This window comes from Pseudomonas sp. GM21 (genome assembly GCF_000282215.1).
GTDB lineage: Bacteria > Pseudomonadota > Gammaproteobacteria > Pseudomonadales > Pseudomonadaceae > Aquipseudomonas.
In genome coordinates this window covers 1-18,872 of sequence record NZ_AKJS01000080.1, presented here as the reverse complement: position 1 = coordinate 18,872, position 18,872 = coordinate 1, and the positions used below count along the sequence as shown (strand labels likewise).

The 18,872-nt window shown below is 58.3% G+C and carries 18 protein-coding genes and 1 pseudogene; 12 read left to right on the top strand and 7 right to left on the bottom strand.

From position 1 onward, the window contains the following. Positions 1 to 2: 2 nt before the first annotated feature. The 8 genes and pseudogenes from PMI22_RS16765 (at position 3) to PMI22_RS16795 (ending at position 5,399) form a co-directional block, all read left to right on the top strand. A complete protein-coding gene (locus PMI22_RS16765; RefSeq protein WP_007945431.1) occupies positions 3 to 1,166 on the top strand; it encodes a phosphoglycerate kinase in 1,164 nt (387 codons plus the stop codon). Positions 1,167 to 1,200: 34 nt separating this feature from the next. Continuing rightward, a complete protein-coding gene (locus PMI22_RS16770) occupies positions 1,201 to 1,422 on the top strand; it encodes a hypothetical protein (protein ID WP_007945429.1) in 222 nt (73 codons plus the stop codon). 56 nt (positions 1,423 to 1,478) lie between these two features. Further along, positions 1,479 to 1,808: an MliC family protein gene (locus tag PMI22_RS16775; RefSeq protein WP_007945428.1), complete on the top strand. Its 330-nt coding sequence runs from the start codon at positions 1,479 to 1,481 to the stop codon at positions 1,806 to 1,808. Positions 1,809 to 1,963: 155 nt separating this feature from the next. Continuing rightward, the gene (gene fba / locus PMI22_RS16780) at positions 1,964 to 3,028 is read left to right on the top strand and encodes a class II fructose-bisphosphate aldolase (RefSeq protein WP_007945427.1); all 1,065 of its coding nucleotides are present in this window, start codon (positions 1,964 to 1,966) and stop codon (positions 3,026 to 3,028) included. A gap of 163 nt (positions 3,029 to 3,191) precedes the next feature. Further along, a complete protein-coding gene (locus PMI22_RS16785; RefSeq protein ID WP_007945426.1) occupies positions 3,192 to 3,443 on the top strand; it encodes a helix-turn-helix transcriptional regulator in 252 nt (83 codons plus the stop codon). Next, positions 3,436 to 4,707: a type II toxin-antitoxin system HipA family toxin gene (locus PMI22_RS16790; protein ID WP_007945425.1), complete on the top strand. Its 1,272-nt coding sequence runs from the start codon at positions 3,436 to 3,438 to the stop codon at positions 4,705 to 4,707. The genes PMI22_RS16785 and PMI22_RS16790 overlap by 8 nt, the downstream gene beginning before the upstream one ends. A 28-nt stretch (positions 4,708 to 4,735) precedes the next feature. Next, positions 4,736 to 4,958, top strand: a pseudogene (locus tag PMI22_RS30530) (fructose-1,6-bisphosphate aldolase); the annotation flags it as partial. A gap of 213 nt (positions 4,959 to 5,171) precedes the next feature. Further along, positions 5,172 to 5,399: a hypothetical protein gene (locus PMI22_RS16795; RefSeq protein ID WP_007945424.1), complete on the top strand. Its 228-nt coding sequence runs from the start codon at positions 5,172 to 5,174 to the stop codon at positions 5,397 to 5,399. Positions 5,400 to 5,475: 76 nt separating this feature from the next. Here the strand turns inward: PMI22_RS16795 and PMI22_RS16800 are convergent, their stop codons facing one another. Further along, entirely contained in the window at positions 5,476 to 5,769 is a 294-nt protein-coding gene (locus tag PMI22_RS16800; protein WP_007945423.1) for a hypothetical protein, read from the bottom strand. A gap of 634 nt (positions 5,770 to 6,403) precedes the next feature. Then, positions 6,404 to 7,072 carry a polysaccharide lyase family 7 protein gene (locus PMI22_RS16810; protein WP_007945421.1) on the bottom strand — a complete coding sequence of 223 codons (669 nt, stop codon included), beginning with the start codon at positions 7,070 to 7,072 and terminating at the stop codon, positions 6,404 to 6,406. Positions 7,073 to 7,395: 323 nt separating this feature from the next. Between PMI22_RS16810 and PMI22_RS16815 the strand changes: the two genes are divergently transcribed. The 3 genes from PMI22_RS16815 to PMI22_RS16825 are packed head-to-tail and all read left to right on the top strand — an operon-like array spanning position 7,396 to position 10,378. Further along, complete coding sequence (locus tag PMI22_RS16815) at positions 7,396 to 9,519, top strand: putative bifunctional diguanylate cyclase/phosphodiesterase (protein WP_007945420.1); 2,124 nt, start codon at positions 7,396 to 7,398, stop codon at positions 9,517 to 9,519. Between the two features lie 45 nt (positions 9,520 to 9,564). Next, complete coding sequence (locus PMI22_RS16820; protein ID WP_007945419.1) at positions 9,565 to 10,056, top strand: YgjP-like metallopeptidase domain-containing protein; 492 nt, start codon at positions 9,565 to 9,567, stop codon at positions 10,054 to 10,056. A gap of 25 nt (positions 10,057 to 10,081) precedes the next feature. Then, on the top strand, positions 10,082 to 10,378 hold the full coding sequence (locus PMI22_RS16825) for a winged helix-turn-helix domain-containing protein (RefSeq protein WP_007945417.1): 297 nt from the start codon (positions 10,082 to 10,084) through the stop codon (positions 10,376 to 10,378). A 116-nt stretch (positions 10,379 to 10,494) separates the two neighbouring features. Here PMI22_RS16825 and PMI22_RS16830 read toward each other — a convergent pair whose 3' ends face one another. Then, positions 10,495 to 10,950, bottom strand: a complete 456-nt coding sequence (locus tag PMI22_RS16830; RefSeq protein WP_007945416.1) for a GNAT family N-acetyltransferase — start codon at positions 10,948 to 10,950, stop codon at positions 10,495 to 10,497. A gap of 256 nt (positions 10,951 to 11,206) precedes the next feature. Here PMI22_RS16830 and PMI22_RS16835 point away from each other — a divergent pair, with 256 nt between their 5' ends. After that, on the top strand, positions 11,207 to 11,950 hold the full coding sequence (locus tag PMI22_RS16835) for a substrate-binding periplasmic protein (RefSeq protein ID WP_007945415.1): 744 nt from the start codon (positions 11,207 to 11,209) through the stop codon (positions 11,948 to 11,950). Between the two features lie 115 nt (positions 11,951 to 12,065). On the opposite strand, the gene yccS is transcribed toward PMI22_RS16835, so the two are convergent. The 4 genes from yccS to mdtD form a co-directional block, all read right to left on the bottom strand. Further along, the gene (gene yccS / locus PMI22_RS16840; protein WP_007945412.1) at positions 12,066 to 14,249 is read right to left on the bottom strand and encodes a YccS family putative transporter; all 2,184 of its coding nucleotides are present in this window, start codon (positions 14,247 to 14,249) and stop codon (positions 12,066 to 12,068) included. Positions 14,250 to 14,473: 224 nt separating this feature from the next. After that, positions 14,474 to 15,652, bottom strand: a complete 1,179-nt coding sequence (locus PMI22_RS16845) for an NAD(P)/FAD-dependent oxidoreductase (RefSeq protein ID WP_007945411.1) — start codon at positions 15,650 to 15,652, stop codon at positions 14,474 to 14,476. Positions 15,653 to 15,798: 146 nt separating this feature from the next. Beyond that, positions 15,799 to 17,136 carry an ATP-dependent RNA helicase DbpA gene (gene dbpA, locus PMI22_RS16850; protein ID WP_238543950.1) on the bottom strand — a complete coding sequence of 446 codons (1,338 nt, stop codon included), beginning with the start codon at positions 17,134 to 17,136 and terminating at the stop codon, positions 15,799 to 15,801. A 231-nt stretch (positions 17,137 to 17,367) separates the two neighbouring features. Continuing rightward, a complete protein-coding gene (gene mdtD / locus PMI22_RS16855; protein ID WP_007945409.1) occupies positions 17,368 to 18,795 on the bottom strand; it encodes a multidrug transporter subunit MdtD in 1,428 nt (475 codons plus the stop codon). Between the last annotated feature and the right edge of the window lie 77 nt (positions 18,796 to 18,872).

Below are 18,872 nucleotides of genomic sequence, written 5' to 3'. Positions count from 1 at the left end.
CCATGACCGTGTTGAAGATGTCCGACCTCGATCTGCAAGGTAAGCGCGTACTGATCCGCGAAGACCTCAACGTTCCAGTCAAGGACGGTGTTGTCACCAGCGATGCGCGAATCCTGGCCTCGCTGCCGACCATCAAGCTGGCCCTGGAGAAAGGCGCGGCCGTGATGGTCTGCTCGCACCTTGGCCGTCCGACCGAAGGCGAATTTTCCGCCGAGAACAGCCTCAAGCCTGTCGCGGACTACCTGAGCAAGGCGCTGGGTCGTGAAGTGCCGCTGGTGGCTGACTATCTGGGCGGCGTCGACGTCAAAGCCGGCGAGATCGTGCTGTTCGAAAACGTGCGCTTTAACAAAGGCGAGAAAAAGAACGCTGACGAACTGGCCCAGCAATACGCCGCCCTGTGCGACGTGTTTGTGATGGACGCCTTCGGCACCGCTCACCGCGCTGAGGGTTCGACCCACGGCGTGGCCAAGTTCGCCAAAATTGCCGCCGCTGGCCCATTGCTGGCGGCTGAACTGGACGCTCTGGGCAAAGCCCTCGGCGCCCCGGCCCAGCCAATGGCCGCCATCGTTGCCGGCTCCAAGGTCTCGACCAAGCTCGACGTTCTGAACAGCCTGAGCCAGATCTGCAATCAGCTGATCGTCGGCGGCGGCATCGCCAACACCTTCCTGGCCGCTGCCGGTCACCCGGTTGGCAAGTCCCTGTACGAACCGGACCTGCTGGACACCGCTCGCGCCATCGCCGCCAAGGTCAGCGTGCCGCTGCCAGTTGACGTCGTGGTTGCCAAGGAGTTCGCTGAAAGCGCCACTGCTACCGTCAAGCTGATCGCTGACGTGGCTGCCGACGACATGATCCTGGACATCGGCCCGCAGACCGCAGCGAATTTCGCCGAGTTGCTGAAGTCGTCCAAGACCATTTTGTGGAACGGCCCGGTAGGCGTGTTCGAATTTGACCAGTTCGGCAACGGCACCAAAGTGTTGGCCCAAGCCATCGCGGAAAGCTCGGCGTTCTCCATCGCTGGCGGCGGCGACACCCTGGCGGCCATCGATAAATATGGCGTTGCGGATCAGATCTCCTACATTTCTACCGGTGGCGGCGCGTTCCTCGAATTCGTCGAAGGCAAAGTGCTGCCAGCCGTTGAAGTCCTGGAAAGCCGGGCCAAGGCCTGAGGCCGCCCGTTTGACCAGGCAAAGGAGTGTTGACATGGTCAAGACGTTAACGCTGTTGATCGCAGCGGGCTTGCTGGCGGCTTGCGGGAGTAACCCGAAAGCCACGCCGGAGCCTGCGCCGCAAACCCAGGAAAAAGGTTGCTACCAGGCCGATTGGCAAGCGGAAACCAATCCTGTGATCAACAAGCGTTCCGGGCCGGATGGCCTGGATAAATACGAGACACAGACACCCGCCAAGGAACATGGCTGTCCTTGACGGGTCTGACTCATTACTCAGGGCTGGCGGCGTGCGCCGTCAGTCGAGGAACATGGATGAAAGGTTTTATCGCCGTTACGGCGCTGGCGTTGCTGGCCGGTTGCGCTCAGTTGAACCTGTTCCAGTCGTCCGCCCCTGTGGATAACTGGACCACCTGGACCTGCGACAGCCAGGCCAAAGTGCTGTGGCGCTACACCGACGACAGCCGCAAGGAAGTCGAAGTTCGCCTCGGTGGTGCGGATCAGGTCTATCGCCTGAAGCTTGAGCCGGGCGCCGAAGGTTCGCTGTACAGCAACGACATGCTGGCGTTTCACGTAAAAGGTGAGGAAGGCCTGGTGTACTGGGTCGCCACCAATGATTTGATTGGCCGCGGTTGTAAGTTGTAGCAGCTGCCGAAGGCTGCGTTCGGCCGCGAAGCGGTCGTCTGATGTGAATTGAATGGCAGCTCGGGCTTAACCCCCGATCTGCAATAACTTGAATAGCCGCCGCCGCTACGGCAGGCTGGCACGATTAACGACCCAAACCGGGAGAGACACACACAATGGCACTTATCAGCATGCGCCAGATGCTGGACCACGCAGCCGAGTTCGGCTACGGCGTTCCAGCCTTCAACGTCAACAACCTTGAGCAGATGCGCGCCATCATGGAAGCCGCTGACAAGACTGACTCCCCGGTGATCGTCCAGGCTTCGGCCGGTGCTCGCAAATATGCCGGCGCCCCGTTCCTGCGTCACCTGATCCTGGCGGCCATCGAAGAATTCCCGCACATCCCGGTGTGCATGCACCAGGACCACGGCACCAGCCCTGACGTCTGCCAGCGCTCCATCCAGCTGGGCTTCAGCTCGGTGATGATGGACGGCTCCCTGGGCGAAGACGGCAAGACCCCGACCGACTACGACTACAACGTCCGTGTTACCCAACAAACCGTGGCCATGGCTCACGCCTGCGGCGTTTCGGTAGAAGGCGAGCTGGGCTGCCTGGGTTCGCTGGAAACCGGCATGGCCGGTGAAGAAGATGGCATCGGTGCCGAAGGCGTTCTGGACCACAGCCAAATGCTGACCGACCCGGAAGAAGCCGCTGACTTCGTCAAACGCACACAAGTTGATGCCCTGGCCATCGCCATCGGCACCAGCCACGGCGCATACAAGTTCACCAAGCCACCTACCGGCGACGTACTGGCCATCGACCGCATCAAAGAAATCCACAAGCGCATCCCGAACACCCACCTGGTGATGCACGGTTCGTCTTCGGTTCCGCAAGAGTGGCTGGCGATCATCAACCAGTACGGCGGCGACATCAAAGAAACCTACGGCGTGCCGGTTGAAGAGATTGTTGAAGGCATCAAGCATGGCGTGCGTAAGGTCAACATTGATACTGACCTGCGTTTGGCTTCGACCGGCGCGATGCGTCGCCTGATGGCCACCAACCCGAGTGAGTTCGACCCGCGTAAGTTCTTCGGTGCGACCGTGACGGCGATGCGTGATGTGTGTATCGACCGTTACAACCAGTTTGGTACGGCGGGTAATGCTTCGAAGATCAAGCCGATCTCGCTGGAAGGGATGTATCAGCGGTATTTGAAGGGTGAGTTGAACGCCAAGGTGAATTGATCCTGCGCGTTAAGCTGCGTTGATAAGAAACCCGCCGAGAGAGGCGGGTTTTTTGTGGGCGAAATCTTTACCTCAAAGTGGAGTGACGTAAGGCGCTTGAAATGTCACTTATAGTGTACATAATAAAAGTTAAAGCTGAATAAGTCCGATATAGGTGACATTTATGCTCCTTAATAACCCCTCTGTGTTCGGTGAAAGAGTCCGCCAGTTGCGACGCGCCAAAGGCTATAGCCAGGCAATACTGGCGCACAGGGCACAATGCAGCCGTAAAACCATCATCGACCTTGAGGCCGGTGAAAATGTCGCGCTTTACACTGCGTTCAGGGTGCTGTCAGCGCTGGGCATGGCGCTTGAAATTGTTGATAACCGAATTGACCTCAAATCCCTTGCTGATCTGGTAGAGCACGATGAGTAAGGTCAAGCTGCTCAACGTCATGACACCTCAGGGCCTTTCGGGCGAGCTGTCCAAGGGGTCACAGTTTTCGTTTGCCTACCAATCCGCCGATGCACCCAGGGAAGTCTCACTGGTCATGCCCTATGACCCGACGCCCTCGGTGAGCAACGTGCTGCATCCGATCTTCGATATGAATGTGCCTGAAGGGTTTCTGGCCGATCAGATCAAACGCCGGATGGCCAAACATATGCAGGTGGATGAAATGCGCCTGTTGTCGGTCATCGGAGGGAATCAAATCGGGCGCCTCACCTACCAGAACCCGATAGAGTCCCCCGTGTCCGTTCCGGCTCAGGTCGGGTTGCAAGACATCCTGTCTGCGGATGCCTCGCAAGGTGTCTTCGAGTTTCTCGTCGATACTTACTTCGAGTCGGGTATTTCTGGTGTGCAGCCCAAGGTGCTGGTGCCCGATCTGGATAAGCTCACCGGTAACCGAAAAACCATGCTCAGCTCCGATCTGATTGTTAAGTCAGGCGCCGATGAGTACGCACACCTGGCTCAAAACGAATTTCTCTGCCTGGAAGCGGCCCGTCTTGCCGGGCTGGAAACGCCACCGTTCTGGTTGTCAGAAAATGGTGATCTGTTTGTGATGGAGCGATTCGATCTGACCGCTTCCGGCCGGCTCGGGTTTGAAGACATGGCCGTTCTGTTGGGGCTCAACAAGGATCCCCATGACAACTACAAGTATTCCCAAAGCTACGAAACCCTTGCCGCCGTGATTGGCCAGGTCTGTCGACATGGCGATCCGATACGTGAACTGGAGCGTTTTTACTCTTCGGTTTGTCTGTCGGTCATGGTGCGCAACGGAGACGCACACTTGAAAAATTTCGGGGTGATTTACACTCATCCTGATGCGCTTGAAACGGTGCAATTGGCGCCGGTCTTCGATGTCACGACAACGACCATCTACGAAAATTACAACCCCAAATCCGGTCGCTCATTGGTAGACCGTACTTTGGCCATCAAGATGAACAAAGTGAAAAGCTACCCGGATCGTCAGCAATTGATTGAGTTCGGTCGAAAACACTGCGCAGTGGACAGGCCAGCCCTGATCATTGAGCGGATTGCCGAGGCGATGACTCAAGCGTTGGCGGCTAATCGGAGTCGTGTTGATGGAGAGCTGTTTGCGGATATGCAGCGTGAATGGGATTCGGGGCGGGTGGCGGCGCGCAATGACACTGTTGCGTCAGGGCTGAGGCGTAAACCTGTTGGCAAGGGGAGTATTTGATTTTCGGTCGGGCGCGATCACCCACTAGCACTGGGTGCGCACGGTCAACATCGACACCGACCTGAGCTTGAACCTCCACCAGCGCGATGCGTCGGTTGATGGCGACCAATCCTGGCGAGTTTGATCCGCGTAAGTTCTTCGGCGCGACTGTGACGGCGATGCGTGATGTGTGTATCGCGCGTTATGAGCAGTTTGTTACGGCGGGTAATGCTTCGAAGACCAAGCCGATCTCGCTGGAAGGGATGTATTAGCGGTATTTGAAGGGGGAGTTGAACGCTAAGGTTAACCAAGATCCAAAAATGTATTGAAAACTGTCATTTCTATCAGGTGATTAAATGACGATTAACCATTAATGTTACCCACGCAACCAGAAAAAATGGGGGTGAATAGATAAATAGGTCTGTCCCATTTTTTTCTGTCCCATTTTTTCTTTTTTTGCCATTTATTTTACGGAGAGTATAGCCATGGAAAATAGCAAGTTTGGAGGCAGTAATATTCAGCTTTCTATTCCGAAGCGATTAGAGTTGCTGAATAGTAATGAACGAGTTGATGTGACGCTGGCTAGTGGCGAGGTAGTCCAAGGCCTTTTTGATTCGTGCGTTGGTGGCGTGCTGGCATTAACTTTGGTTGGGACTGATGACAAAAAAATGATTGAAGTCGGCGGTATCGAAAAGCTGTTTGTCCACAGCTAACACCAACAGCGCGATGAAGTAGGATACTTGTAATAAAAACCCGCATCACTGCGGGTTTTTATTACCTGTAATTCGTCTACTGAGCTTTCGGTTGATCAAAGCCGCGCTGTTCAATCACTCGAAACACATCGCTTACATCCTGGATCAAGATCCGGGCGATGTTGGTGACGGTGTTGATGTCGTTCTCGGCGTAGTCGGGCAGGCTGGTGCAGGCCATCAGGTTCAGGTATTTGAGGACGGCATTGAGGCGTTCGCTGACGCAGTTGTGGAGTTCGCGTAGCGGGGCGTCGCTGTCGATGAGAAGGACGGGATAGTCGGTGGCGAACTGGGACATAGGAGTAAAGCGGCGTGGCGGTTGTTGATTGCTCATGGAAAATCCTTAACTCCAGAAAAGAATTTGCCACCGTTTGCTGCGAAACAATAGGGTGGCAACTGCGCGCGGGTTCGCAGACCGAGGAGTTAAGACCCGGCAGACCTGATGGTCTCCCACGCACAGCCGCCATAAAAACAGAGCACAGGCAAAGCTGCCGCGCCGTATTTTGACGATTGTGGATCTAACTCGCTAGGGCTGCGAAACCCTATCGCCAACGATGTCAGCGACAAGCCAACTCTAGGCAGCGATTCTGGCAGCCGCAACTGGGCTGTAGGACGCCCATCCGGCCATTTGGTTAGGCAGCTTGGACTTGGTTTACGACGCAGTCGCAATAAACTGGGCGATATGGCGTGTCTGAAGAAATCGGAGGCTGAGCATGGGGCTGCTTCGTAGCCCAGCGGGAGCCAGCTCCCTCGCCACGGTCGGAGACGTCCTACGAGTATTTCGGACGCTCAAATGTTTTTTTGTAGCAGTTGTCGAGCAGCGCGAGGCTGCGTCCGACTGCGAAGCGGTCGTAATCCGGCAACGCATGCAGGTAGACCGGACTCACCGAGCTTGCGAGGATTTCATCCTCGGACGCAGCCTCGCGCTGCTCGACAGCTGCTACAGGGGATGAGGTTTTTGGGGGGGACTACTTATCGTGATCAATATCCAGCTTGCTGAACGTCACCTTCCCACCCTCGCTGGTGTACCCGGTGTTGTCCTGCACATAAACCCCCGCCTTGAAGTACAGCGGTTTATCACGCCAGGTCGCGCTGATGTCGGTGTCCCACTGATACCCCGCCGCGCTGATGCCCAATGCACCGCCGGGGCTCAGGTGGATGAGGTAGGAAAACTCCTGATCCAGCTTCACGCCCGTGGCAATGGTAATCACCCGACCTTCGTCGTCATCCGGGCGCATGCGCACTTTGGCGACGATGTTGCCGGTCGAGGTACTGGTCTTGTACTGGTATTCAACCTTCACCATAGGCTTCTGGCTTTCATAGGCGTGGATCTGGCCGATGACGATTTTCCCTGAGCTGGGCACTTGATTCACCGCCAGGGTCGCGCGAAGGAAATTGTCGGCGTCCGGGTGGTACCAGTTTTTCAGGGTGCCATTGCTGTAGGTTTCGCGAAGTTCGGTGCGAGGGTAGATGGCATTTGCGGTGCGCGAACCCGTAACCGGAGCCCAGAAGAACAAAGTCCCGGTGTCGGAATGGAAGTATTGGTCCTTGAAGCCATCCACCAGTTTGGCGGTTTCGACGGTGTACGGCGGATTGCCAACAGGAACGCTGAGGTTCCAGGTTGCGAGATCGATCATAGACAAAGCTTCCACAAATTTTTACTGCACGCACGTACCAGAAGCTCTAGTACGCGCCTTGGAGGGCGGTCTTTATAAGCGTTGCAGGCCACTTTGTTAATGCCTGAATGGCAAATGATTGACGTCAACATCCTGTCGAAATGCCATCTCGCCCGGTTTTCGGGGCTTGCAGGACCGACCGTTAGTCGGCAAATTAACGCGTTGGTTAAGTGGTGGGGCTCTGATAGCTTCTGCTTATGCGGATCGCGGTCTAAAGTGATGCCACAGTATTTGTCCGGTTTTCACAAGAAACCGGCCTGACGTCCCCGAACAAGAGAAGCAGCATGGAATGCGCGCAACCCACGCCAACCGAAGGCGGTTCGATCCTTTTAATCGTCGATGATTACCCTGAAAACCTGATCAGCATGCGCGCGTTGCTTCAGCGCCAGGACTGGCAGGTCATGACCGCAGCCTCCGGCTTTGAAGCGCTCGGTCTGTTGCTCAAACACGATGTCGACCTGGTTTTGCTCGATGTGCAAATGCCGGGCATGGACGGTTTTGAAGTCGCGCGCCTGATGCGCGGCAGCCAGCGAACGCGTCTCACGCCGATCATTTTCCTGACGACCAACGAACAGTCTCAGGGCGCCGTGATCAAGGGGTACGCCAGCGGTGCGGTGGATTACCTGTTCAAACCGTTCGACCCGCAAATTCTCAAACCCAAAGTTCAGGCCCTGCTGGAGCATCAGCGCAATCGCCGTTCGTTGCAGCGCCTGAGCCACGACCTGGAAGCCGCGCGCGCGTTTAATGCCTCGGTGCTGGAGAACGCGGCTGAAGGCATTCTGGTGGTGAGTGAGGACGGAGTGATCCGTTTTGCCAACCCGGCCATGTCGCGGCTGCTCAATGCCACGGTGCAGGAGTTGCAGGGCAAAGCGTTTGTGGATTTCCTGCAAAAACCGCATATTCCGGTCTGGGCGGATTCCGAGATGTACAACGGTTACAAGCGTGGCGAAACCTTGCGCCTGCATGACGCGTTCTTGCGTACCGCCCCCGGCCAACAAGTGCCAGTGGCGCTGTCGTGCGCACCATTGCCCGCTGAACAGCACGCCATGGTGGTGACGGTTTTGGACATGTCGGTGGTGCGTCACCTGCATCAGCAACTGGAGTTCCAGGCGGTTACCGACCCGTTGACCGGGCTGCTCAATCGCCGGGGTTTCAACCAGACCGTGGAAAACCTGTTGCTGCGCGGCGAACGCGCCGACAGTACCTGGGTGCTGCTGTACCTGGACCTCGACGGCTTCAAACGGGTCAATGACTCCCTCGGCCACGATGCCGGAGATCGCGTGCTGCGCTGGGTGTCCGAGCAGTTGAAGGCCTGTCTGCGCCCCCTCGATCTTCTGGCGCGCATGGGCGGCGACGAGTTTACGGTGCTCCTGGACCTGGAGTTTCCCGAGCAGGCGGCGAAGATTGCTGAAAAACTCATCGAGCGGGTATCGGTCTGTCAGCAGATTGATGGTCTGGAAATCTCCTTGGGCGCCAGCATCGGTATTGCGACGTATCCGGATGGCGGGGCCAGCCTCGACGGTTTGTTGCGGGCCTCCGACATTGCCATGTACGAAGCCAAGCGTGCGGGCCGTCAGCAGTACCGTTTTTACGATCATGAAATGAATGGCCGGGCGCGATCGCGGCTCATGCTCGAAGAAAGTGTGCGCACGGCCATCGAAAACCGTGATTTCAATTTGGTGTATCAACCCCAGGTATCCATCGCCACTGGGCAGATCCGTGGGTTCGAGGCGTTGCTGCGCTGGCAGCACCCGAGCGTCGGCGATGTCCCGCCAGGGCTGTTTTTGCCATTGCTCGAAGAGGCGCGGCTGATCAGTCGACTGGGCAGCTGGATTTACCATCACGCGATTGGGCAGCGAAAGACTTGGGAAACTTCGTTTTCCGAGGACCTGGTGCTAGGTATCAGTTTGAGCAGTACCCAGTTCGGCATGCCCAATCTGGTCAGCGAATTGCGTCAGGTACTGGAGCGCCATGGGCTGGAGCCTCGTCATCTGGAAGTCGAGGTGACGGAAGAAGCGCTGATGCAAAACCCCGAAGAAACCCGAAAGACCCTGCGGTTGCTGCGCAATCTTGGAGTGCTGGTGGCACTGGACGACTTTGGTTCCGGGCCTTGTTCCCTCTCTCATCTGCGCGATCTGGAACTGGACACGCTCAAGTTCGACCGGCATTTGATCGCCCGCCTGCCTGAATCCTCGCGCGACGCCGCGTTGGTGCGCAATGTGATCGACCTGTGCAAGGGATACGGAATCCGGGTAATCGCCGAAGGGGTGGAAACCGTTGCTCAGTACCAATGGCTGCAAGCCAATGGCTGTGAGTACGTGCAAGGTTCTCTGGTGGCACGGCCGATGATGGCAGTGGACGTCGGCGACTGTGTGCCGCCGTTCGGCTGGAGCGCACTGAAGGGCTGAATTCGCTACACTGGCGACCTTTTCGTGATTCGTGTTGCTGCCCCAATGACCGCGTTGAAATACCTCCAGGCCTATCCTGCTGCATTGCAGGATCAAGTGCGCCAGCTGATCGCCGACGATCGGCTGGGCGAGTACCTGAGCAAGCGTTACCCGCAAAAGCACGGCGTACAGAGCGACAAGGCGCTGTACACCTATGCGCTGGACCTTAAGCAGGAATACCTGCGTAACGCCCCGGCCATCGACAAAGTACTGTTCGACAACCGTCTGGACCTCACTCATCGCGCCCTGGGCTTGCACACAACGATCTCGCGGGTGCAGGGCGGCAAGCTCAAGGCCAAGAAAGAAATCCGTGTGGCTTCGCTGTTCAAGGAAGCGCCTTGCGAGTTTCTGAAAATGATCGTGGTGCATGAGCTGGCACACTTCAAAGAGTCCGATCACAACAAGGCGTTCTACAAACTTTGCGAACACATGCTGCCGGGCTATCACCAGGTGGAGTTTGACCTGCGGGTGTACCTGACCTGGCGGGACATGCAATAACGGATCAACAGCCGGGAGTCTTTGAATGGAAGTCAGCAAGACCAAGAGCAGTTTCTATCGCCGATTGTACGTGGCGTACCTGATCGACAGTGGGCAGGCGAGCAGCGTCCCGGCCTTGACCGACGTGACCGGAATGCCCCGGCGCACGGCGCAGGACACAATTGCGGCGTTGGCGGATCTGGATATTGTTTGCGAGTTCGAGCAGGAAGAGGGCGCGCGCAATCATGCCGGGTGCTATCGGATTCGTGAGTGGGGAGCGATTGATCGGGGGTGGATCGAGCGGAATTTGCGGCAGATAAAAGCGGTGTTGGAGTACCCCTGATTCTTGCGGACGATCGTTCCCACGCTCTGCGTGGGAATGCAGCCCGGGACGCTCCGCGTCCCAAGAGCGGACGCAGAGCGTCCATTGAGGCATTCCCACGCGGAGCGTGGGAACGATCATTGTGGCCGACGCATCCCGATATGAGGAATACCATCCTCAACGTATTCCTCACCCGCCACCACAAACCCGTACCGCCCGTAATACCCCTGCAAATGCGCCTGGGCCGACAGATAAACCGGTATGTCCGGCCATTGCTTCTCAGCCTGCTTCAAAGCCTGCGCCATCAGCTCATGCCCAATTCCGATACCACGTGCCGCCGGGGCAACAATCACCCGGCCAATCACCACATCGCCCCCTTGCGTCTGAGGGTCGAGCAATCGTAGATAACCCACCAGCCGATTCTCGTCCCAGGCCATCAAATGGCAGGTGTCACCTTCCAGATCCTGGCCATCAATGTCTTGATACACGCATTTCTGTTCGACGACGAACACCTCGGCGCGCAATTGCAGAATGGCGTACAGCTGTTCCTTACCCAGGTCGCTGTGGTGTTTGCAAATCCAGTCAATTGTCATTTTCACACTCCTTGAACATCGTCGCTCCGATACTAAGCGTCCTGAGGACGGTTGTCTTGATGGCAGGAAAATCTGTCACAAAGGCCAAAATGCCATCATTCATTTCGGGCGGCGTTGTCTTCTTTGTGTAACCTGCAATGAGGCGCTGTGTTGTGGCTTCAATGAGCTATGTTGAGTACCTGGCTGCCGGTATATGGGTCTTGGAGTTTGGGCTGAAAAACACATCGGGTAACCCGCCCGCTAAGGATTTTCTAGCATGCCGCGATTGCATCAAGCTTCTGCTTTGATTGTGTTGCTGTTGCTGTTGCTCACCCAGGGTGCGGCGGCGGAAAAGCTGCGTCTGGTTGCCGATGCCTGGCCACCCTTTACCGACGCCACGCTGGTCAACGGCGGCTTGGCGACGGACATCGTCAGTACCGCGCTGGCCCGGGCCGGTTATGCCAGTGATTTTGAACAGGTGCCTTGGGCGCGAGCCCTGATGGGCGTGGGCGAGGGGCGCTATGACGTGCTGGTCAACGCCTGGTACACGGATGATCGCACCAGGTTAGGCCAGTTCTCCGACGAGTATTTGCTGAATCGCGTGCGCTTTCTGAAACGCAAGGACTCGCCTATCGAATACAAAAATTTGCAACAACTGCACACTTTTCCGATTGCGATCGTGCGTGGCTACGCTTATTCGCCGGAGTTTGATGACGACGGGTCACTGCAGAAAGTCCCGGTGCATAACTTTTCCATGGCGGTACGCATGGTGGCGGCGGATCGGGTCAAGTTGACGCTGGAGGATGAATACGTCGCCCGTTATCACTTGGCGCGCGAATCATCCAAGGTACGCAATGCCGTGGAGTTTTTGCCAACACCGTTGAGCGAGAACAGCCTGCACATATTGGTCAGCTTGAAGAACCCGCAACACGAAAAGATCGTCGCCGGTTTTGACCGTGAAATTGCCGAGATGAAGGCGGATGGCAGTTATGCGCGGTTGATGAAGCAGCATGGGATGTGAGATGTGGCTTATGGCCCCTTCGCGAGCAAGCCCGCTCCCACATTGATCTATGGCGTGACACAAATCCCCTGTGGGAGCGAGCCTGCTCGCGAAGAGGCCGGCCCCCCCGCAAATCTCAAGTCTCGCTGGTGTCTTTAATCAAATGCGCCGCCAAGGTCCGCAGCGGCCCCAACTGCCGACAAATCAACGCCAACTGCGTCTGCACCAGTCGCTGCCCTTCATCGATCTCATCGGGCATCTGCTCAAGCGAATTGGCCAGCGCCTCTTCCTCGTCACTCTGAATCGCAATCGGCTGTTTGCTCGCCAGGCCCTGAGCGATTTCGTCGATGCTCGCCGCCAGGCTCACGCCGGCACCCTCAATCAAATGCTCACGCACATCCGCTGGTAGCGGGGTTTCGCGATGTGCTCCGAGACCCGACAAATAGCTGAGCAACGTATGCGACAGCACCAGAAAACGAAAGCCGACATCCGCTTCTTTCCGGAAATGCCCGGGTTCCATGAGCATGTTGGCCAGCGTCGTCGACAGCGCTGCGTCGGCGTTGTGTGCATTGCGTCGAGCCAGGCGATAAGCCAGGTCGTCGCTTTTGCCGGCGGCGTATTGCTGCATGATTTGACGCAGGTAGATGCTGTTGCAGGTCAGGGTATTGGCCAGCACTTTGTTCAGGCGTCGGCCCTGCCAGTCCGGCAGGAACAGGAACACCGCGAGCCCGGCGATCAGGCTGCCGAGCAAGGTATCGAGCAGTCGCGGCAGGAACAGCCCATAACCGTCCCCGACCTGATTGAAGCAGAACAGCACCATCAAGGTAATCGCTGCCGTGGCCAAGGTGTAGCGCGTGGTCCTGTTGATAAAGAACACCACGCCGGCGGCAATCGCGAAGCACGACTGGATCAGCGGATTGGGGAACAGATCGAACAACGCCCAGGCCATCGTCAGGCCGATTGCGGTGCCGATGATCCGTTGGCCGAGTTTGCGTCGGGTGGCGCCGTAGTTTGGCTGGCAAACGAACAGCGTGGTGAGGATGATCCAGTAGCCTTGCGACGGGTGAATCAAATGCACCATGCCGTAGCCGATGCTCAACGCCAGGGGCAAACGTAGTGCATGGCGGAACAGCAGCGACGTCGGCGTCAGTTGCGTGCGCAAACGAACCCACACATCTTTGAGGCTGCGTGGCGAACGGTCGAGCAGGCTACTGTCGGTGGCATCGGCCAGGGCTTCCGGGTTGCTGGCATCGCTGAGCAAATGGTCGAGTGTGGCGAGGTTGGCCGCCAGCGCTCGCAGCGAACGCAACAGCCCGCGCCAGGCCGGGTTGCTCTGGATGCGCAGGTGTTCGATGGAGGCGTGCAGGTCGCTCAGGGCTTCGGCAAAGCCTGCGTCATAGACGAACGGCTGACGCATCTGGATCGATTCGGCCAGGGCACGGCAGGCCTTGCCTTGCTGACGCAGCAGGCGCTGACAGCGGAACAGCACGTCGCTGTGGAAAAACGCCTCGGCGAGTGCGTTATAGGGGTAATGCGAGGAACTGGCGCGCTCGTGGATGTCCTGAGCGAGGAAGTACAGTTTCAGGTAGCGACTGACTTTCGATCCCGGCCGACCATTGCCGACCCGGTGCAGAATGATTTCCTTGGCGGCGTTCAGGGCCGCCACCACACGCCCGTTCTGTTGGGCCAATTCCAGGCGACGTGCTTCCACGTCCATCTGCCGGATCGGCTCGAACAGCGACGATTTCAGTTTCAGGTAGTAACCCAATTCGCGGAACAATCGCGCCAGGCTCTGCTGCACCGGCTGGTTGGAAAACATCGCCTGCCACAGCACCGACAGCAAACCGTACCAGGCCGCACCGGCCACCAGCAGCACCGGTTCATGCCAGAAATCGGTGACCGCGCCGCCGCGCTGGTCCACGCCGATCATGGTGTAGACCGACAGAATCAGTGTCGCCGAGGCAATGGCGCCATAGCGCTCGCCGAGGGCGCCGAGCATGGTCAGGCAAAAGCTGGCCACGGCCAGGGCGATGACGAAGATATAAGGGTAGGGGAAGAGCAGTTCGACGGAGAAGGCTGCGACGCTGAAACACACCAGCGTCACGGCGAGCGCGTTGAGGCGGCCCTGCCAACTGTCGTCGGTTTCGGCCAGGGCGCTGGCGATGATCCCCAGGAACAACGGGATCAGCAGCCCCATTTCATCCTGATACCAACAGACCGCCATGCTGCCGGTCAGGGCAATGAACACCCGCACGCTGTAGCTGAATTTATCCAGCGCCCAAAGGCGACGCAGAGACTGACTGAGAGGAGTCGATGACATGAAGTGCGAAGGCCTTCCGAGGCAATGACGCTAAATTGAGCCAGTAATGACGCCGACGCAATGGCGCCGATCACATCTGACAGCAAAATCTGTTCCTTTAAGCTTCACGCATAACCACTGTGGGAGCGAGCCTGCTCGCGAAAGCGGTCTTACATTCAACATCGATGCTAGATGTTCCGACCTCTTCGCGAGCAGGCTCGCTCCCACAGTGTGTTGGGGTTGTATCAGACGAATTGCGCGGCGGCGTAGCCTGAGGCCCAGGCCCACTGGAAGTTGAAACCACCGAGGTGTCCGGTGACGTCGAGCACTTCGCCGATGAAGTACAACCCCGGGCTTTTCAGCGACTCCATGGTTTTGGACGACACTTCGTTGGTGTTGACGCCGCCCAAGGTGACTTCGGCAGTGCGGTAGCCTTCGGTACCGGCCGGCACCACTTTCCAGCTCGCCAGTTTTTCGGCGATGTCGGCGATTTCGGCGTGGGTGTACTGCTTCATCGGTTTGGACACGAACCAGTTGTCCGCCAGCAAGTTGGCCATCTTCTTGGTGAAGATTTCCCCCAGCAGGGTTTTCAGCTCGCTGTTCGGACGTTCGGCCTGCTGCTGTTGCAGCCACTCATGCACGTCGTGGTCCGGCATCAGGTTGATCTCGACCGTGTCGCCGGATTCCCAGAACGAAGAAATCTGCAAAATCGCCGGGCCGCTGAGGCCGCGGTGAGTGAACAGGATGTTCTCGCGGAAACTCTGATCGTTGCAGCTCACCAGGCAATCCACCGACGTGCCGGACAGCTCGGTGCAAAGTTCTTTCAGCTGATCGGTAATGGTGAACGGCACCAGGCCAGCGCGGGTTGGCAACAGTTCATGACCGAACTGTTTGGCGACCTGATAACCGAAACCGGTGGCACCCAAGGTCGGAATCGACAGGCCGCCCGTGGCGATCACCAATGACTCACAGGTGATCTGGCCCATCGTGGTGTCCAGCAGGAAACCGCTTTCGAGTTTTTCGATGGTCTGGATCGAGGTGTCCAGGTGCAGGCTCACGCCGACCTGATCGCACTCGTTGAGCAGCATTTCGAGGATGTCGCTGGATTTGTTATCGCAGAACAACTGCCCGAGCTTTTTCTCGTGGTACGGCACGCCGTGTTTGGCGACCATGCCGATGAAATCCCACTGGGTGTAGCGCGCCAGTGCGGATTTGCAGAAGTGTTCGTTCTGCGAGAGGAAATTGCCCGGTTCGGTGTACATATTGGTGAAATTGCAGCGGCCACCGCCCGACATCAGGATTTTCTTGCCGGCCTTGTTCGCATGGTCGAGCAACATCACCTTGCGCCCACGCCCGGCGGCGGTCAGCGCACACATCAACCCTGCGGCGCCAGCGCCAATGATCACGACTTCGGTAGAGCGCAAAACGGTGTCCTCACACAAGAGCTGATCTGGAATGCAATCAAATGTGGGAGCTGGCCTGCCGGCGATGGCATCGACGCGGTTTACCAGTCAGACCGAGTCGATGCCATCGCTGGCAGGCCAGCTCCCACAGGGGGGCCGCGGCGTTCTTACAGGATGCGAACGCGCAGCGAACGGCCTTTGATCTTGCCGTCATTCAGGCGCTGCAAGGCTTGCTTGGCGATCCCGCGTTCAACGGCCACAAAAGCCTGGAAGTCGAAAATCGCGATCTTGCCTACCTGGGCGCCCGGAATACCGGCATCGCCAGTCAGTGCGCCCAGAATGTCACCCGGACGAACCTTGTCTTTACGGCCGGCACCGATGCACAGGGTGCTCATCTGCGGCAGCAACGGACCGCCACCCTGGCTGGTGAGGTTGTCCACCAGATCCCAGGTCAACGGCGATTGCTGCAGATGTTCGATGGCTTGGGCGCGTTGCGCTTCGGGCGGTGCAACCAGGCTGATCGCGAGGCCTTTCTCACCGGCGCGACCGGTACGGCCGACACGGTGAATGTGGATTTCCGAATCACGGGCCAGTTCGACGTTGATCACCATATCCAGCGAGTCGATGTCCAGACCGCGAGCAGCGACGTCGGTGGCCACCAGTACCGAAGTACTGCGGTTGGCGAACATTGCCAGCACCTGGTCACGATCACGCTGTTCCAGATCGCCATGCAGACCGACGGCGGAGATGCCTTTGGCGGTCAGGTGGTCGACGGTTTCCTGAACCTGCTGCTTGGTGTAGCAGAAGGCCACGCAGGATGCCGGGCGGAAGTGGCCGAGGACCTTGGTCACGACGCTCATGCGCTCTTCCGGGGAGATCTCGTAGAAGCGCTGTTCGATCTGTGAGTCGTCGTGGAACGCCTCAGCCTTCACTTGCTGCGGGTTGCGCATGAATTTTGATGCAAGCTGCTTGATGCCTACCGGGTACGTGGCCGAGAACAGCAGTGTCTGGCGGCGTTCCGGGGCCTGCATGATGATTTCTTCGATGGAATCGTAGAAACCCATGTCGAGCATGCGGTCAGCTTCGTCGAGAATCAGCGTGTTGAGACCGTGCAGTACCAGCGAACCTTTGCGCAGGTGCTGCTGAATGCGCCCCGGCGTGCCGACGATGATGTGCGCGCCATGTTCCAGCGAAGCGATCTGCGGGCCGAGGGAGACGCCACCGCACAGGGTCAGAACCTTGATGTTGTCTTCGGCACGGGCCAGACGACGGATTTCCTTGGCGACCTGATCCGCCAGCTCGCGGGTCGGGCAGAGGATCAGCGCCTGGCAACCGAAGTAGCGCGGATTGATCGGGTTCAGCAGGCCGATACCGAAGGCGGCGGTCTTGCCGCTGCCGGTCTTGGCCTGGGCGATCAGGTCCATCCCCTTGAGGATCACCGGCAAGCTTTGCGCCTGGATCGGCGTCATCTGGGCATAACCGAGGGAGTCGAGGTTAGCCAGCATGGCGGCGGACAGCGGCAAAGTATTAAAAGCGGTGGCGATGGTGGTCACGGGACTGGCCTGCAAAACAAAATGTCGCGCAGTGTACCAGTCTGGCCCTCTCTACCTGCAAATTCTGGACGAATAGCCTGTAGCAGCTGCCGAGGCACGAGGCTGCGTTGCGTGTCCGCAGGACCGCTATCGGGGGCCGCTTCGCAGCCCAACGCAGCCTCGTGCCTCGGCAGCTGCTACAAGTCAGTGTTCTATATCGTGCTCGCGGGTGACCGTCCGTCGGCCATCCGTTGGTGAGAGCTGCGAGAAGATGGCTGCGGCGAGCATTGCCATGATGCCAACGGTGACGAAGGTCAGTTGGAACGCGCCCAGCACCGTCTGCACACCATCGTTTCCGATCTCTGCGGTAAAGCCGCCGAGCAATGCACCGGCACACGCAACCCCCAGGCTCAGGGACAATTGCGCCACCACCGACAACAGGCTGTTGCCGCTGCTGGCGCTGGCGTCGTCGAGGTCGATCAGGGTCACGGTGTTCATCGCCGTAAATTGCAGCGAGTTGATTGCCCCGAGAATCGCCAGCAGACACAGCAGCAGCCAGTACGGCGTCTGTTCGCTGACCAGGCCCATGCTCGCCAGCATGATGCCCAGCGCCAGGGTATTGCCGGTCAGCACGATGCGATAGCCCAGACGCTCGATCAGCGGTCGCGCCACCCACTTGGCGATCATCGCCGCTGCGGCCAGCGGCAGCATGCTCATCCCGGCCTGTGACGGCGAATAACCCAGCGCCACTTGCAGTAGCAATGGCACGAGGAAGGGCAGTGCGCCGCTGCCGAGGCGGGCGAACAGGTTGCCGAGAATGCCGACGGCAAAGGTCCGGGTCTTGAACAGCGATGGGGCGAATAGCGGATTGTCGATATGCCCGGCGCGCAACCAGTACGCCGCGAGACAGGCCATGCCAGCGAACAGCAGCAACATCACTCGCAAGTGGGGCAGATGCATTTCGCCCAGGCCTTCCATGGCGATGGTGATCAGAATCATTGCGGCGCCGAACAGCACGAATCCCAGGCTATCGAAACGGGTGCGTTCGGAACCGCGCAGGTCCGGGATAAATTTCCACACGGCATAGCAGCCGACCAACCCGACGGGCAGGTTGATCAGGAAGATCCAGTGCCAGGTCAGGTATTGCACCATCCAGCCGCCCATGGTCGGGCCGATCAACGGTCCGAGCAGGCCGGGAATGGTGATGAACCCCATGATCCGCACCAGTTCCGAGCGCGGGTAGGCGCGCAGCACCACGAGGCGCCCGACCGGCAACATCAACGCGCCGCCCAGGCCCTGAATCACTCGGGCGCCATTGAGCATGCTCAGGCTGCTGGACAAGGCGCAGAGCAACGAGCCGAGACTGAATAGCAAGATTGCGCTGAAGAAGATTTTCTTGGTGCCGAAACGGTCGGCGATCCAGCCGGAGGCGGGGATCAGCAAGGCGACGGTGAGCATGTAGGCAATGATCACACCCTGCATGCGCAAAGGGTCTTCCGCCAGGTCCCGGGCCATGGCCGGCAGGGCGGTGTTGAGGATGGTGCCGTCGAGCGATTGCATGAAAAAAGCGATGGCGACGACCCACGGAATCCAACGGGCGGTGACAGCGTCGAGAGGCGGGCGGTTGGGCATGGGACCTCTTGCGGGTGTGAGATGAAACAATCTGCAAAACGGTGAACCCTGTAGCAGCTGGCGAAGCCTGCGTTCGG